This is a genomic window from Xanthomonas campestris pv. badrii (genome assembly GCF_012848175.1).
In the GTDB taxonomy this organism is placed as follows: domain Bacteria; phylum Pseudomonadota; class Gammaproteobacteria; order Xanthomonadales; family Xanthomonadaceae; genus Xanthomonas; species Xanthomonas campestris_C.
In genome coordinates, this window is sequence record NZ_CP051651.1 from 793,037 (window position 1) to 807,832 (window position 14,796).

19 protein-coding genes are annotated in these 14,796 nt (G+C 63.8%); 17 read left to right on the plus strand and 2 right to left on the minus strand.

All coding sequences use genetic code 11. The annotated features are described in order from the left end of the window. Nucleotides 1–9: 9 nt before the first annotated feature. The 17 genes from rplE (at nt 10) to HG421_RS03450 (ending at nt 12,415) form a co-directional block, all read left to right on the plus strand. Complete coding sequence (gene rplE / locus HG421_RS03370) at nt 10–552, plus strand: 50S ribosomal protein L5 (RefSeq protein WP_010371090.1); 543 nt, start codon at nt 10–12, stop codon at nt 550–552. A gap of 18 nt (nt 553–570) precedes the next feature. Next, on the plus strand, nt 571–876 hold the full coding sequence (gene rpsN, locus HG421_RS03375; protein WP_005917137.1) for a 30S ribosomal protein S14: 306 nt from the start codon (nt 571–573) through the stop codon (nt 874–876). Between the two features lie 204 nt (nt 877–1,080). Then, complete coding sequence (gene rpsH, locus HG421_RS03380) at nt 1,081–1,479, plus strand: 30S ribosomal protein S8 (RefSeq protein ID WP_010371096.1); 399 nt, start codon at nt 1,081–1,083, stop codon at nt 1,477–1,479. A 15-nt stretch (nt 1,480–1,494) separates the two neighbouring features. Then, nucleotides 1,495–2,022, plus strand: coding sequence for a 50S ribosomal protein L6 (gene rplF / locus HG421_RS03385; protein WP_064508654.1), 528 nt, complete (start codon nt 1,495–1,497; stop codon nt 2,020–2,022). Between the two features lie 91 nt (nt 2,023–2,113). Further along, nucleotides 2,114–2,473, plus strand: coding sequence for a 50S ribosomal protein L18 (rplR, locus tag HG421_RS03390; RefSeq protein WP_005993383.1), 360 nt, complete (start codon nt 2,114–2,116; stop codon nt 2,471–2,473). Nucleotides 2,474–2,631: 158 nt separating this feature from the next. Beyond that, nucleotides 2,632–3,174, plus strand: a complete 543-nt coding sequence (gene rpsE, locus HG421_RS03395) for a 30S ribosomal protein S5 (protein WP_003486682.1) — start codon at nt 2,632–2,634, stop codon at nt 3,172–3,174. Next, on the plus strand, nt 3,167–3,358 hold the full coding sequence (gene rpmD, locus HG421_RS03400) for a 50S ribosomal protein L30 (protein WP_003486678.1): 192 nt from the start codon (nt 3,167–3,169) through the stop codon (nt 3,356–3,358). The genes rpsE and rpmD overlap by 8 nt, the downstream gene beginning before the upstream one ends. A gap of 4 nt (nt 3,359–3,362) precedes the next feature. Next, a complete protein-coding gene (rplO, locus tag HG421_RS03405; protein ID WP_039412803.1) occupies nt 3,363–3,806 on the plus strand; it encodes a 50S ribosomal protein L15 in 444 nt (147 codons plus the stop codon). 7 nt (nt 3,807–3,813) lie between these two features. Further along, nucleotides 3,814–5,178 carry a preprotein translocase subunit SecY gene (gene secY / locus HG421_RS03410; RefSeq protein ID WP_169705204.1) on the plus strand — a complete coding sequence of 455 codons (1,365 nt, stop codon included), beginning with the start codon at nt 3,814–3,816 and terminating at the stop codon, nt 5,176–5,178. A 332-nt stretch (nt 5,179–5,510) separates the two neighbouring features. After that, entirely contained in the window at nt 5,511–5,867 is a 357-nt protein-coding gene (gene rpsM / locus HG421_RS03415) for a 30S ribosomal protein S13 (RefSeq protein ID WP_003486672.1), read from the plus strand. Between the two features lie 10 nt (nt 5,868–5,877). After that, entirely contained in the window at nt 5,878–6,270 is a 393-nt protein-coding gene (rpsK, locus tag HG421_RS03420; protein WP_003486671.1) for a 30S ribosomal protein S11, read from the plus strand. Nucleotides 6,271–6,285: 15 nt separating this feature from the next. Further along, nucleotides 6,286–6,912 carry a 30S ribosomal protein S4 gene (gene rpsD / locus HG421_RS03425; protein WP_002811641.1) on the plus strand — a complete coding sequence of 209 codons (627 nt, stop codon included), beginning with the start codon at nt 6,286–6,288 and terminating at the stop codon, nt 6,910–6,912. A gap of 53 nt (nt 6,913–6,965) precedes the next feature. Further along, nucleotides 6,966–7,964 carry a DNA-directed RNA polymerase subunit alpha gene (locus HG421_RS03430; protein WP_104616954.1) on the plus strand — a complete coding sequence of 333 codons (999 nt, stop codon included), beginning with the start codon at nt 6,966–6,968 and terminating at the stop codon, nt 7,962–7,964. Between the two features lie 177 nt (nt 7,965–8,141). After that, on the plus strand, nt 8,142–8,525 hold the full coding sequence (gene rplQ / locus HG421_RS03435; protein WP_003486665.1) for a 50S ribosomal protein L17: 384 nt from the start codon (nt 8,142–8,144) through the stop codon (nt 8,523–8,525). A 352-nt stretch (nt 8,526–8,877) separates the two neighbouring features. Then, nucleotides 8,878–9,402, plus strand: a complete 525-nt coding sequence (locus tag HG421_RS03440; protein ID WP_169705207.1) for a disulfide bond formation protein B — start codon at nt 8,878–8,880, stop codon at nt 9,400–9,402. 403 nt (nt 9,403–9,805) lie between these two features. Beyond that, on the plus strand, nt 9,806–11,203 hold the full coding sequence (locus HG421_RS03445; RefSeq protein ID WP_169705209.1) for a class II 3-deoxy-7-phosphoheptulonate synthase: 1,398 nt from the start codon (nt 9,806–9,808) through the stop codon (nt 11,201–11,203). An 84-nt stretch (nt 11,204–11,287) separates the two neighbouring features. Continuing rightward, a complete protein-coding gene (locus HG421_RS03450; protein ID WP_169705211.1) occupies nt 11,288–12,415 on the plus strand; it encodes a mechanosensitive ion channel family protein in 1,128 nt (375 codons plus the stop codon). A gap of 180 nt (nt 12,416–12,595) precedes the next feature. On the opposite strand, the gene HG421_RS03455 is transcribed toward HG421_RS03450, so the two are convergent. Both HG421_RS03455 and HG421_RS03460 read right to left on the minus strand, forming a co-directional pair. Beyond that, on the minus strand, nt 12,596–14,212 hold the full coding sequence (locus tag HG421_RS03455; protein WP_211161817.1) for an amidase: 1,617 nt from the start codon (nt 14,210–14,212) through the stop codon (nt 12,596–12,598). 108 nt (nt 14,213–14,320) lie between these two features. Further along, the gene (locus HG421_RS03460; protein WP_169705214.1) at nt 14,321–14,788 is read right to left on the minus strand and encodes a DUF2127 domain-containing protein; all 468 of its coding nucleotides are present in this window, start codon (nt 14,786–14,788) and stop codon (nt 14,321–14,323) included. Nucleotides 14,789–14,796 lie beyond the last annotated feature (8 nt).

The window sequence follows — 14,796 nt, forward strand, 5'->3', positions numbered from 1 at the left end:
AATGAGATCATGAACACTCGTCTCGAAAAGTTTTACAAGGAAAACGTGGTGCCGGCCCTGATGAAGGAATTCGGCTACACCAATCCGATGGAAGTGCCGAAGCTGGTCAAGGTCACGCTCAACATGGGCGTGGGCGAAGCGGCTACCAACAAGAAGATTCTGGAAAATGCGGTCGCCGACATGTCCAAGATCTCCGGCCAGAAGCCGGTGGTCACCAAGTCGCGCGTTTCGGTCGCATCGTTCAAGATTCGTGACGGTTGGCCGATCGGCTGCAAGACCACCTTGCGTCGCGCCAAGATGTACGAGTTCCTGGATCGCCTGATCAACATCTCGTTGCCGCGCGTGCGCGACTTCCGGGGTGTGTCCGGTCGCTCCTTCGACGGTCGTGGCAACTTCAACATGGGTGTGAAGGAACAGATCATCTTCCCGGAAATCGACTTCGACGCCGTCGACGCGATCCGCGGTATGGATATCGCCATCACCACCACCGCCAAGACGGATGCGGAAGCGAAGGCGCTGCTGGCAGCGTTCAAGTTCCCGTTCCGTAACTGACCATAGAGGACATCCGAAATGGCAAAGACCTCCATGATCCACCGCGACATCAAGCGTGCAAAGCTTGCGAAGAAATTTGCCGGCAAGCGTGATGCGCTGAAGAAGATCCTCTCCAGCCAGGATGCGTCCTACGAAGAGAAGATCGATGCGTCGACCAAGTTGCAGAAGCTGCCGCGCGATTCGTCGCCGAGCCGCCACCGCAACCGTTGCGAGCTGTCTGGTCGTCCGCGCGGTGTCTACCGCAAGTTCGGTCTGGGTCGCAACATGCTGCGCAAGGCCACGATGAACGGCGACGTTCCGGGCCTGCGCAAGGCAAGCTGGTAACAGCACCCCGGCCGCTCGCGGCCGGTCTGGACAGGTTTGTTCTGTTCAACAGGGGAGTCCGACGCAAGTCGGGCTCTTTTGTCGTATACTTCCGCTTCTGTCTTGCCCGTATGGGCCTGGCATGGCGTCAAGGGTCCTGGCCCGTCCCCAGGAAAACACAAGATTTTCGCGAAAGCGGATATCGGTGCACTCAAAGGTACTCATATGAGCATGACTGATCCCATCGCCGACCTGCTGGTTCGCATCAAGAATGCGGCAGCGGTTGGTAAGCAGACGGTGAAATTGCCGTCGTCCAAGATCAAGGTTGCGATCGCCCAGGTCCTGAAGGACGAGGGTTACATCACCGACCTGCGCGTTACGGCCACCGAAAACAACAAGTCGGAGCTGGAAATCGTGCTGAAGTATTTCGAAGGCCGTCCGGTCATCGAGACCCTGAAGCGTTTCTCGCGCTCGGGTCTGCGTCAGTACCGCGGCAAGACCGAGCTGCCCAAGGTCCTGGGTGGCCTGGGTATCGCCATCATCTCCACGTCGAAGGGCATCATGACTGACGCACAGGCTCGCGAAGCCGGCGTTGGTGGTGAAGTTCTGTGCTTCGTGGCCTAAGGGAAGGAGTCGAACATGTCCCGTGTAGCCAAGAAGCCTGTGTCCCTTCCGAAGGGTGTCGAGCTCAACGTCCAGCCTGAGCTGGTCAGCGTCAAGGGCCCGAAGGGCACGTTGACCCTGCCCAAGCCGAATGGCGTGGAAATCGCCGTCGACGGCGACGTTGCCACGCTGTCGGCCAATGATCCTTCGCAGATCGCCATCACCGGCACCGTGCGCGCCATCCTGGCCAATATGGTCAAGGGCGTGTCCGAAGGCTTCGAGCGCAAGCTCGAGCTGGTCGGCGTCGGTTACCGTGCCGCCATGCAGGGCAAGGATCTGAGCCTGGCGCTCGGTTTCTCGCACCCGCTGGTGTTCGTGGCGCCGGAAGGCATCACGCTGTCGACCCCGAGCCAGACCGAAATCGTGGTCCAGGGCGCCGACAAGCAGCGCGTCGGCGAAGTCGCCGCCAAGATCCGCGGTTTCCGTCCGCCGGAGCCCTACAAGGGCAAGGGTGTGAAGTACGCCGGTGAAGTCATCATTCGCAAGGAAGCCAAGAAGGCGTAAGGCAGGTCCGTCTGCGAGGAGCCCGGCCATCCATGGCCGGACTTTTCAATGTACAAGCCTGTTTTCCTTCAGCTTTCGTAGGATAAATATCATGAGCATCAACAAGAACATCGCCCGCCTGCGTCGCGCCAAGTCGACCCGTGCACACATCCGCGAGCTGGGCGTCGCGCGTCTGTCGGTGCTGCGCACCGGTCAGCACCTGTATGCCCAAGTCTTCACTGCCGACGGTTCCAAGGTGATCGCTGCGGCGAACACCCTGCAGGCCGACGTCAAGGATGGCCTGAAGAACGGCAAGAACAGCGATGCGGCCGTCAAGGTCGGCAAGCTGATCGCCGAGCGTGCCAAGGCTGCGGGCATCGAGAAGGTCGCATTCGATCGCTCGGGCTACCGTTACCACGGCCGCATCAAGGCGCTGGCCGACGCGGCTCGCGAAGGCGGCCTGCAGTTCTAAAGTCTGCTGCAAGGGTGGCGTCATGCCGCCCTTGCGTTCCGCCGGCAGGGTAGAAGCCGGGCCGACCCGTTCTTTTGCAGCGGCATCGGGAACACTGCGTCATTCCACAACCATAAGCGGCTTCGAGCCGTACATACCCAATCAATCAAGGAATCAAGATGGCAGAAGAACGTGCACCGCGGGGTCGTGATCGCGACCGTAACCGCGAAGAGAAAGTCGACGATGGCATGATCGAGAAGCTGGTCGCGGTCAATCGCGTCAGCAAGACGGTCAAGGGCGGTCGCCAGTTCACCTTCACCGCGCTGACCGTGGTCGGCGATGGTCTGGGCAAGGTCGGTTTCGGCTATGGCAAGGCGCGCGAAGTGCCGGTCGCCATCCAGAAGTCGATGGAGCAGGCGCGCAAGAACCTGGCCACTGTGGATCTGAACAACGGCACCTTGTGGCATGCGGTCAAGTCCGGCCACGGCGCCGCACGTGTGTACATGCAGCCGGCTTCCGAAGGTACGGGCGTCATCGCGGGCGGCGCCATGCGCGCCGTGCTCGAAGCGGTTGGCGTGAAGAACGTGCTGGCCAAGGCTGTTGGTTCGCGTAATCCGATCAACCTGGTCCGCGCAACCCTGAAGGGTCTGTCGGAAGTGCAGTCGCCGGCCCGTGTTGCGGCCAAGCGCGGCAAGAAGGTGGAGGAGCTCAACCATGGCTAAGGACACCAACAAGACCGTGAAGGTGCGCCTGGTGCGTGGCCTGCGTGGAACCCAGTCGCGTCACCGCCTGTCGGTGCGTGCGTTGGGCCTGAATAAGCTCAACGATGTGCGTGAACTGAAGGACAGCCCGCAGGTGCGTGGCCTGATCAATACGGTTCACTACCTCGTCAAGGTTGAGGAGTAATCCAATGACTCTGCGTCTTAATGACCTCAAGCCGGCCGACGGCGCCCGTACCGAGCGCACCCGCGTCGGTCGTGGTATCGGTTCGGGCCTCGGCAAGACCGCTGGTCGCGGTCACAAGGGTTCGTTCGCCCGTAAGGGCGGCGGCAAGATCAAGGCCGGCTTCGAAGGCGGCCAGACCCCGATGCAGCGCCGTCTGCCGAAGATCGGTTTCCGCTCCAAGATGGCGCGCGATACCGCGGAAGTGTTGTCCTACCAGCTGGACAAGCTGGAAGCCGGTGATGTCGACTTTGCAGCGCTGCGTGCGGCCAACCTGGTCCCGAGCCGCGCCAAGAAGGCGAAGATCGTGCTGAAGGGCGAGCTGAGCAAGAAGTTCGTGCTGAAGGGCGTTGCGGCGACCGCAGGCGCCAAGGCAGCAATCGAAGCTGCCGGCGGCAGCGTAGAGGAGTAATCGGCAGATGGCGCAGGCTGGCATTGGTAACCTCGGTGGCGGACTCGGCAAGTTCACGGAACTTCGCCAGCGGCTGCTGTTCGTCCTCGGGGCATTGATCGTCTATCGTATCGGCTGCTATGTGCCGGTGCCGGGCGTCAATCCCGATGCCATGCTTTCGTTGATGCAGGCGCAGGGCGGCGGCATCGTGGACATGTTCAACATGTTCTCGGGCGGCGCCCTGCACCGTTTCAGTATTTTTGCGTTGAACGTGATGCCGTATATCTCGGCATCGATCGTGATCCAGTTGGCCACGCACATCTTTCCGGCCCTCAAGGCGATGCAGAAAGAAGGTGAATCGGGCCGACGCAAGATCACCCAGTATTCGCGCATCGGTGCGGTGTTGCTGGCGGTGGTGCAGGGCGGCAGTATCGCGCTGGCGCTGCAGAACCAGACCGCCCCGGGCGGCGCTCCGGTGGTGTATGCACCGGGCATGGGCTTCGTGCTGACCGCAGTGATCGCCCTGACGGCGGGCACCATCTTCCTGATGTGGGTGGGCGAGCAGGTCACCGAGCGTGGCATCGGCAACGGTGTGTCGTTGATCATCTTCGCCGGCATCGTTGCAGGTCTTCCGGCTGCCGCATTTCAGACCATCGAGGCATACCGTGATGATCAGTTGAATTTCATCTCGCTGCTTCTGATCGTCGTCACCATCCTGGCTTTCACCCTGTTCGTGGTGTTCGTCGAGCGTGGGCAGCGACGCATCACGGTCAACTACGCACGCCGCCAGGGCGGTCGCAATGCGTACATGAACCAGACCTCGTTCCTGCCGCTCAAGCTCAACATGGCTGGCGTGATTCCGCCGATCTTCGCATCGAGCATCCTGGCCTTCCCGGCGACGCTGTCGATGTGGTCGGGCCAGGCGGCCTCGGGTGGCGTGGGGTCGTGGCTGCAGAAGATTGCCAATGCGCTTGGGCCCGGTGAGCCGGTGCACATGCTGGTGTTCGCTGCGCTGATCATCGGTTTTGCGTTCTTCTATACCGCGCTGGTATTCAATTCGCAGGAAACCGCCGACAACCTCAAGAAGTCGGGTGCGCTGATCCCGGGTATCCGTCCGGGCAAGGCGACCGCCGACTACGTGGACGGCGTGCTGACGCGCCTGACGGCGGCCGGTTCGCTGTACCTGGTCATCGTCTGCCTGCTGCCGGAAATCATGCGCACGCAGCTCGGTACCTCGTTCCACTTCGGCGGCACCTCGCTGCTGATCGCGGTGGTGGTGGTGATGGACTTCATTGCGCAGATCCAGGCGCACCTGATGTCGCACCAGTATGAGAGCCTGCTGAAGAAGGCCAACCTGAAGGGTGGGTCACGCGGCGGTCTTGCACGCGGTTAAGTGGTACACTAGATCTTCATTACGTGAAGACGGCCTGGTTCCCGGGCCACGATCTTCCGATCAGAAGGGCGGCTCGCGCGACGTCTCGCGCGCGGGTGTGACGGGGTGGTCCTGTGCGGGAGTAGCACAGGCGATTCGGAGAAGTTTTCTGGATCAACACCGTCCGGCGCCGGAGCGAGGGCACACTCCCCACGCCGGGTCCATGGAACCTCTGGTTCCACGGGCTTCAAAGCAATCCGAGGCCTTGTTATAATTCCGAGTTCACTTTTGATCCATCCTGCCGGATGGCGCCTTGGCGCTGTCGGGCCATCACTCAGTTGGAGAATCGCGTCATGGCGCGTATTGCAGGCGTCAACCTGCCAGCCCAGAAGCACGTCTGGGTCGGGTTGCAAAGCATCTACGGCATCGGCCGTACCCGTTCGAAGAAGCTCTGCGAATCCGCAGGCGTTACCTCGACCACGAAGATTCGTGATTTGTCCGAACCCGAAATCGAGCGCCTGCGCGCCGAAGTCGGCAAGTATGTCGTCGAAGGCGACCTGCGCCGCGAAATCGGTATCGCGATCAAGCGACTGATGGACCTGGGCTGCTATCGCGGTCTGCGTCATCGCCGTGGTCTCCCGCTGCGTGGTCAGCGCACCCGTACCAACGCCCGCACCCGCAAGGGTCCGCGCAAGGCGATCAGGAAGTAAGGGATAGATCATGGCCAAGCCAGCAGAAAAGAAAACGAAGAAGAAGATCAAGCGCGTCATCACTGACGGCGTCGCTCATGTCCACGCTTCGTTCAACAACACCATCGTCACCATCACCGATCGCCAGGGCAATGCGCTGTCGTGGGCTACGTCGGGCGGCGCCGGTTTCCGTGGTTCGCGTAAGTCGACCCCGTTCGCTGCTCAGGTTGCCGCCGAAAAGGCTGGCCGCGCTGCGCTCGACTACGGCGTGAAGTCGCTGGAAGTACGTATCAAGGGCCCGGGTCCGGGCCGTGAGTCGGCCGTGCGTTCGTTGAACAACGTGGGCTACAAGATCACCAACATCATCGACGTGACGCCAATCCCGCACAACGGGTGCCGTCCGCCGAAGAAGCGTCGCGTCTAAAGGGAGCGATAAGAAATGGCTCGTTATATCGGTCCTACCTGTAAGCTCGCGCGCCGCGAAGGCGCCGACCTTTCCCTCAAGAGCCCGGCGCGTGCGCTGGACTCCAAGTGCAAGCTTGAGCAGAAGCCCGGCCAGCACGGCGCGGCGCGCAAGGGCAAGCTCTCCGACTACGCCACCCAGCTGCGCGAAAAGCAGAAGGTCAAGCGTATCTACGGTCTGCTGGAACGCCAGTTCCGCAACTACTACAAGAAGGCCTCGACCAAGAAGGGCAACACCGGCGAGAACCTGCTGCAGTTGCTGGAAACCCGTCTGGACAACGTCTGCTACCGCATGGGCTTTGCCGTCACCCGTCCGGCCGCGCGCCAGTTGGTGTCGCACCGTGGCGTGTTGGTCAACGGCAAGTCGGTGAATCTGGCCTCGTACCAGATCAAGGCCGGCGATGCGATCACGCTGTCGGAAAAGGCACAGAAGCAGCTCCGCGTGCAGGAAGCCCTGACCGTGGCTGAGCAGCACGACATGACGCCGTCGTGGGTTGAAGTCGATTCGAAGAAGTTTAGCGGCGTGTTCAAGGCCGTTCCGGATCGCGCTGACCTGCCTTCGGATATCAACGAAGCGCTGATCGTCGAGTTGTATTCGAAGTAATTCACATTGGAGAGCCTCCGGCACTGCCGGAGGTTCGCAGGAGACCCCGCAACATGACGGTTACCGCCAACCAGGTTCTGCGCCCTCGTGGTCCGCAGATCGAACGTCTTACCGACAACCGTGCCAAGGTCGTGATCGAACCCTTGGAGCGCGGTTACGGGCACACGCTGGGCAATGCCCTGCGTCGTGTGCTGTTGTCGTCGATCCCCGGTTTTGCGATCACCGAGGTCGAGATCGACGGCGTGCTGCACGAGTACACCACGGTCGAGGGTTTGCAGGAAGACGTGCTTGACGTCCTGCTCAACCTGAAAGACGTGGCCATTCGCATGCACAGTGGCGACAGCGCGACGCTGTCGTTGTCCAAGCAGGGTCCGGGCACGGTCACTGCGGCCGACATCAGGACCGATCACAACGTTGAGATCATCAACGGCGAGCACGTGATCTGCCACCTGACCAAGGACACGGCGCTGAACATGCGCCTGAAGATCGAGCGTGGGTTCGGCTATCAGCCGGCTGCTGCGCGTCGTCGTCCGGACGAAGAGACCCGCACCATCGGTCGTCTGATGCTGGATGCGTCGTTCTCGCCGGTGCGTCGCGTTGCCTATGCAGTGGAAGCTGCGCGCGTCGAACAGCGCACCGACCTCGACAAGCTGGTGATCGATATCGAAACCAACGGCACGATCGATGCCGAGGAAGCCGTGCGCACCGCCGCCGACATCCTCAGCGATCAGCTGTCGGTGTTCGGCGATTTCACCCACCGCGATCGCGGTGCGGCCAAGCCGGCTGCCAGCGGCGTGGATCCGGTGCTGCTGCGCCCGATCGACGACCTCGAGCTGACCGTGCGTTCGGCCAACTGCCTCAAGGCCGAGAGCATCTATTACATCGGCGATCTGATTCAGAAGACCGAAGTGGAGCTGCTCAAGACCCCGAACCTGGGCAAGAAGTCGCTCACCGAAATCAAGGAAGTGCTGGCACAGCGCGGCCTTGCACTGGGCATGAAGCTGGAGAACTGGCCGCCGGCCGGCGTCGCCCAGCACGGCATGCTTGGTTGATGCATCAGCGCATGGGCGTCTTCGGGCGCCCATGCGGTTTTTCTCATCGACGGGCCAAAGCCCGCGGTGACACCGGTCGAAGGATGGCCGGTTCGGACCAACCGCAGTCCATTCAACAGCGCCAGGATGGCGACAACGTCTCCCAGTAGTCTCAACATTCCTTAGGAAATCACACTCATGCGTCACCAGAAATCTGGTCGTAAGTTCAACCGCACCAGCGCGCACCGCGAAGCCATGTTCCGCAATATGGCCGCTTCGCTGTTCAAGCACGAGCTGATCAAGACCACCTTGCCGAAGGCCAAGGAACTGCGTCGCGTCGCCGAACCGCTGATCACCATCGGTAAGGTCGATGGCGTCGCCAATCGTCGTCTGGCGTTCGCTCGCCTGCGCGACAAGGAAGCGGTGGGCAAGCTGTTCGTCGAACTGGGCCCGCGTTACGCGACCCGTCCCGGCGGCTACCTGCGCATCCTGAAGGCCGGTTTCCGTGCTGGCGACAATGCGCCGATGGCGTATGTGGAGCTGGTCGATCGCCCGGTCGTTGCGGAGGAAGTGGCCGAGTAATCGGATCGCTTCATCAAGATTCTCGAAGAGCCCGGCATTGCCGGGCTTTTTGTTGTGCGCGGTATCGATTCGGGCCAGCGGTTCGGGGTATTGGGCGTGTTCTGGGCAATGCTTGCTTGGGCACCGGCCGACTCCGGGGCGGTGGCGTGGCCATGATGCTGGATGGCCAGGGTTCCTAGCCGGCGTGGTCGCGGCGATGCCTGCTCGATGGCCGTGGAGCCCATCGCCTGGCGATGCGCTGCCGCTGGGATGCAAGGCGCCTTGCGTGTGCGACGGAGCAGGGCGGTACATGCGTGGTCAGCGCCGCGGCGATGATTGATAATCGGGCTTCGATCCTAGGCAAGCAGTCACGATGAATCCATTGCGTTGGGGGTTTCGGGCGCAGTTCCTGCTGGGCTTTCTGGCCTGTGCGGGACTATTGGCCTATGCGATCTACGTACAGCTGTATCTGGGGCTGGAGCCTTGCCCGCTGTGCATTTTCCAGCGGATCGCGTTTGCGGCTCTGGCAGTGTTGTTCCTGCTCGGTGCCCTGCACGGGCCGCGTGGCGCAGGCGGGCGCAAGGTCTATGGCGTATTGAGTTTCATCGCCGCCGGCGTGGGCATGGGCATCGCCGCACGGCATGTCTGGGTGCAGATCCGGCCCAAGGACATGATGTCTTCGTGTGGCCCGCCGCTGAGTTTTCTGAGCGAGACGATGGGGCCGTTCGAGGTGTTCCGCACCGTGCTGACCGGCAGCGGCGACTGCGGCAACATCGACTGGCGCTTTCTGGGCCTGAGCATGCCAATGTGGAGCATGGTGTGGTTCGTGGCGCTTGCGTTGTGGGCGCTGTACGCCGGCTTCAAGGCGAGGCGCAGCTCGGTGCATCGCCAAGGCTAAGGGATGCCGCTGCGCGCCTGGGACGGTGGGGCCGGAACATGATGGGTCGGTCGCCTCGCGAGCTGCCTTGGCCTATCGCGTGCCGTCTGCGTGGCTTGAGTGGCTTGAAGGCGTCGCGGTTGTGCGCGTCACAGACAAGTGCGCGGATGTGCGGTTCGCCCGCGCTGCCCGAGCGGGCCGGCCGAGGGTGCGGCGTCGTTCCGCAACTACGTCGATCAGGTGCGTGGCCAGTGCCCGCTGGCGTAGGTGGACGTCGTGTCAGACCTTGGGCGTTGTTCGCCATTCAGTTGCGTTCGCCAAGGGGCACAAGGATTCGACGTCATCGCTTGCCTCGTCCACTGCGTGAACGCTTTGCGTTGCGCGCTGGCTCTGCCACCATCGCAGGCTGTCAGGAGCCCTCGTCATGAATCTTTCCGCCGCAACCCCCGCTTCCGATCACGCTGCCTCGTCGTGGGCGCCCGGCAGCTGGCGTGACAAACCCGCGCTGCAGCTGCCCGTGTATCCGGATCAGTCTGCGCTGCAGGCGGCGATGGACGAGTTGGGTCAGTTGCCGCCGCTGGTGACCTCGTGGGAGATCTTCGCACTCAAGCGCCAGTTGGCCGAAGCGCAGGAGGGCAAGCGCTTCCTGCTGCAGGGTGGCGATTGCGCGGAGAATTTCAGCGATTGTGAATCGGGCACCATTTCCAATCGCCTGAAGGTGCTGCTGCAGATGAGCCTGGTGCTGGTGCACGGCCTGCGGCTGCCGGTGGTACGGGTGGGCCGCTTTGCCGGGCAATACGCCAAGCCGCGCTCGGCCGATACCGAAACCCGTGATGGTGTGACCTTGCCGAGTTATCGCGGCGATGTGATCAATGCGCCGGCCTTCACCGAGGCCGCGCGCGTGCCCGATCCGCGGCGCATGATCACCGCGCATTCGCGGTCGGCGATGACGATGAACTTCGTGCGCGCCTTGATCGACGGCGGCTTCGCCGACCTGCATCACCCCGAATACTGGAACCTGGACTGGGTGGGCTATTCGCCGCTGGCGGCCGACTACCAGAAGATGGTGTCCTCGATCGGCGATGCGGTGCGCTTCATGGAGACCCTGTCTGGAGCCGAGGTGTACAACCTCAACCGCATCGATTTCTACACCTCGCACGAGGCGTTGCTGCTGCCCTATGAGCAGTGCCTGACCCGCCAGGTGCCGCGCCAATGGGGCTGGTTCAACCTCAGCACGCATTACCCGTGGATCGGCATGCGCACCGCAGCGCTGGATGGCGCGCATGTGGAATACCTGCGCGGGGTGCGCAACCCGATCGCCATCAAGGTTGGGCCGTCGGTACAGCCGGACCAGCTGTTGCGGCTGATCGACGTACTCAATCCCGAAGACGAACCCGGGCGTCTGAGCTTCATCCATCGCATGGGCGCGGCGCAGATCGCCGAGAAGTTGCCGCCGCTGCTGGATGCGGTCAAGCGCGATGGGCGCCGGGTGCTGTGGGTGTGCGATGCGATGCATGGCAATACCGAGAGCACCGGAAATGGCTACAAAACCCGGCGTTTCGACAATATCCGCGGTGAAGTGGAGACCTCGTTCGACCTGCATGCGGCTGCCGGTACGCGGCTGGGCGGTGTGCATCTGGAGCTCACCGGCGAAGATGTCACCGAATGCACCGGCGGCGCACGCGAACTGACCGAGCGCGATCTGGAGCGTGCCTACCGCTCCAGCGTGGACCCACGCCTGAACTATGAGCAGTCGCTGGAAATTGCGATGGCGATCGTACGCAAGCAACAACAGGCCGCGTCGCAGCCGCTGGGCGCATGAGCGGCGCGTGCGCATGACGTGATGCTCATGCCGCTTGCGGCATGCTCTGGCAGCCATCCCTCTCCCCCCCACAGGAAGAACGGTTTGACTGCCGATTGGAACGTCATTCGCGAATACGCAATTCCCCTGGGCGCCGCGCTGCTGGCCGGCGTCGTGACCTGGTCGTTGATGCTGTGGTTGTTCCGCCGCATGCAGGGACGCGATTACCGCCGCGCGCGTATCATTCGCGTGATCACCTTGCCCGCGGCCTTCATCCTGCCGCTGTTGTTTCTGGGTGTCGCTACCGAGGCGACCCCGCTGAGCGGCAAGGCGCTGGCAGCGGTGCAGCATTTGTTGCATGTCGGCATCGTCGGCTGCGTGACCTGGTTGCTGGTACGCGCGGTGGCGGCCGGCGAAGCGGCGATCCTTCGCAGCAACCCGATCGAGGTGGCGGACAATCTGACCGCGCGCCGCATCCAGACCCAGACCCGGGTGCTGAGCCGCGTGGTGATGGGCGCGGTGATCCTGCTTGGCGTCTCGGTGGTGCTGCTCGGCTTCGAGCAGGTGCGCCAGATCGGCAAGACGCTGCTGGCCTCGGCCGGCATCATCGGCCTGGTGGCGGGCATCGCGGCCAAGCCGGTGTTCGGCAACCTGATCGCCGGCCTGCAGATCGCGCTGACCCAGCCGATCCGGCTGGACGACGTGGTGATCGTCGAAGGCGAATGGGGCCGCATCGAAGAGATCGGCAGCTCGTATGTGGTGGTACGGATCTGGGATGAGCGACGCATGGTGGTGCCGCTCACCTGGTTCATCGAAAACCCGTTCCAGAACTGGACGCGCGCCAGCGCGGATCTGCTCGGTACCGCGTTCCTGTGGCTGGATTACCGCACGCCGATCGCCGCAGTGCGCGCGGAACTGGAGCGCATCTGCCAGAGCGAGCCGCTATGGGATGGGCGCGTCTGCGTCACCCAGATCACCGATACCAGCGACAACACCATTCAGGTGCGCCTGTTGGTGAGTGCGCGCAATTCTGGCGATGCCTTCGACCTGCGCTGCCTGGTGCGCGAAAGCATGATCGATTTTCTGACCCGCGAGCATGCTTACGCGCTGCCCAGGATCCGCGCCGAGATTGCGGCGCAGGAAAAGCCGGTGTCGCGCGCTGCAGAACCGATCTCGCCGGAGAGCGTGCGTTCGCCGGGTGCCGAAGATGGCGAGCCTGCAGCATCGATCTAGCGTTGCCGGCAGAGGGATCTAGCCGTTTTGGTGTGCGCTGGCGGCCAACCGGTTCGCGCATCGCAGGATTGGCGATGCGCAGCCGCCCGGGCGGCAAGCTGCGCGACATCCGGGGGACGCTGTCTGATGACGTCGATACCTGGACCGCCCCGCATTGCCTTGCGGTGCGGGGCGGTGCGCTCAGTCCGCGGTCTTCGGTGGCGATGCGCCCGGTGTCGCTGGCGGTGGTGCGCTCGGCGCGTAGCCGGGCGCGAACCGCGCGTGGCTGCGTTGCTCGTAGGCGTAGGCCAGTTCGATCAGGCGCGGCTCGCTCCAGGCGGTGCCCATGAACAGCAGTCCGAGCGGCAAGCCCTGGGTCTGCCCCATCGGCACGCTCAGGCTCGGATATCCGGCCACTGCCGCGGCACCGTAGCCGGCACCGGGAAAGGTGTCGCCCTTGCCGAGCGTGGTGACCCAGGCCGCGCCGGTGGTCGGCACGATCAGCGCGTCCAGGCGGTCGGCTTCCAGGGCTGCGTCGATGCCTTCCGGCCCGGCCAGCCGTTTGGCGTTGGCGCGTGCGCTCAAATAGCCCGCGTCGTCGAGGCCGGGCGCTGCCTGCGCCTGTTCGAACAACTCCTGCCCGAAGTGCGGCATCTCGCGCTGCGCCTGCGTGCGATTGAACGCAATCAACTGCTCCAGGCTCGCCACGGGCGCGCGGTGGTTCTGCAGATACGCGTTCAAGCCGGCCTTGAATTCGACCAGTAAGACCATCTGCTCAGCAGCATCCCACTTGCCATCCGTGGCCAGGGCCGTCTCAACCACCGTGGCACCTGCCGCGCGCAAGGTCTGCACGGCGCGATCCAATGCGGCGGCGATCACGGGATCCTCGCGCAGTGGATTGCGCAGCAGGCCCAGGCGCGCGCCACGCAGGCTGTCGGGTTTCAGGTGGGCCAGGTAATCGACGCTGGTCGCCGGTGCCTTGGCAGTGGCCGGGTCCTGCGCATCGGGCGCGGCGATGGCCTGCAGCAGCGCGGCCGCGTCGGCCACGCTGCGCGTCATCGGGCCGGCGGTGTCCTGGCTGGCCGAAATCGGGATGATGCCGTCGCGGCTGACCAGGCCTACCGTCGGCTTGAGCCCGACCAGGCCGTTGACCGATGCCGGACAGGTGATGCTGCCATCGGTCTCGGTGCCGATGCCCACCGTGGCCAGGCTGGCGGCGATTGCCGCACCGGTGCCGGCGCTGGAGCCGCATGGGTTGCGGTCGAGCGCGTAGGGATTGCGGGTCAGCCCGCCGCGGGCGCTCCAGCCGGAGCTGGACTGGGTGGAGCGGAAATTCGCCCACTCGCTCAGGTTGGTCTTGCCCAGGATCACCGCCCCGGCCGCGCGCAGGCGCTGCACCAGAAAGGCATCGCGGGTTGGATGGAACGCGGCCAGTGCCAGCGAGCCGGCGCTGTTGACCATCGGCACGGCGTCGATGTTGTCCTTGAGCAGCACCGGGATGCCGTGCAACGGTCCGCGCGTGCGGCCGGCGCGGCGTTCGTCGTCGAGCCAGCGTGCCTCGGCTTCGGCCTGCGGATTGTGTTCGATCACCGCATTGAGCTGCGGGCCGGCGCGGTCGACGCTGGCGATGCGTTGCAGGTAGGCACGGGTCAGTTCGAGGCTGGTGGTGGTGCCGGCCTGCATGCGCGCCTGCAGGCCGGCCACATCGGCCTCAACCAGTTCCAGCGGTTCGGTGCCGGCGGCCGTGGCGGGTGCATGACGCGTCGGGGCGTCGGCATGTGTACAGCCGCACAGCGCCAGCAGCAAGGCAAGGCACAAGGTGGTGGGTCGCATCGGCGCGGGTTCCCCGGGAAGTCTGCGCAGGCTAACGGCGCAGGATCTCGGTGACAACGGATGGCCGTGTCCGCATGGACGGGACAGGGTGGGTCAGCGGCGACGCCGGACCAGATCGCGTGCCAGCACGCCGACCACGATCAGGTTGATCGCCAGCACGGCCCAGGCGGTCCAGCCAGGATGGCGGACGATGGCGTAGATATCGAATGGCAGATAGATGGCGGCCGACAGGCAGCCCAGCAGCGAGGCCCAGGCCTTGGCGCGCCACAGGCCCCAGGCTTCCACCACATGCAGCAGGCCGTAGGCCAGCATGGCGGCAGCGGCCAGATGCACGGCATCGGGGTTGATGGTCTTGAGCAACGACGGCAGAGCGCCGTGGTCGGGATCCAGGTTGAAGCGGCGGATCAGCGTACTGACCGCATGTTGCAGCGGGAGCGGGCCCAGAATTTCCAGGCCCGTCGCCGCCAACAGCGCAAGCGCCCCCTTGACCGCCTCGAGCAGGGCGATCGCATGAAGGCCCGGATGCGCACGCGGATCCGGGCTGTAAGGCTTGCGCTGCACGAGCGTGA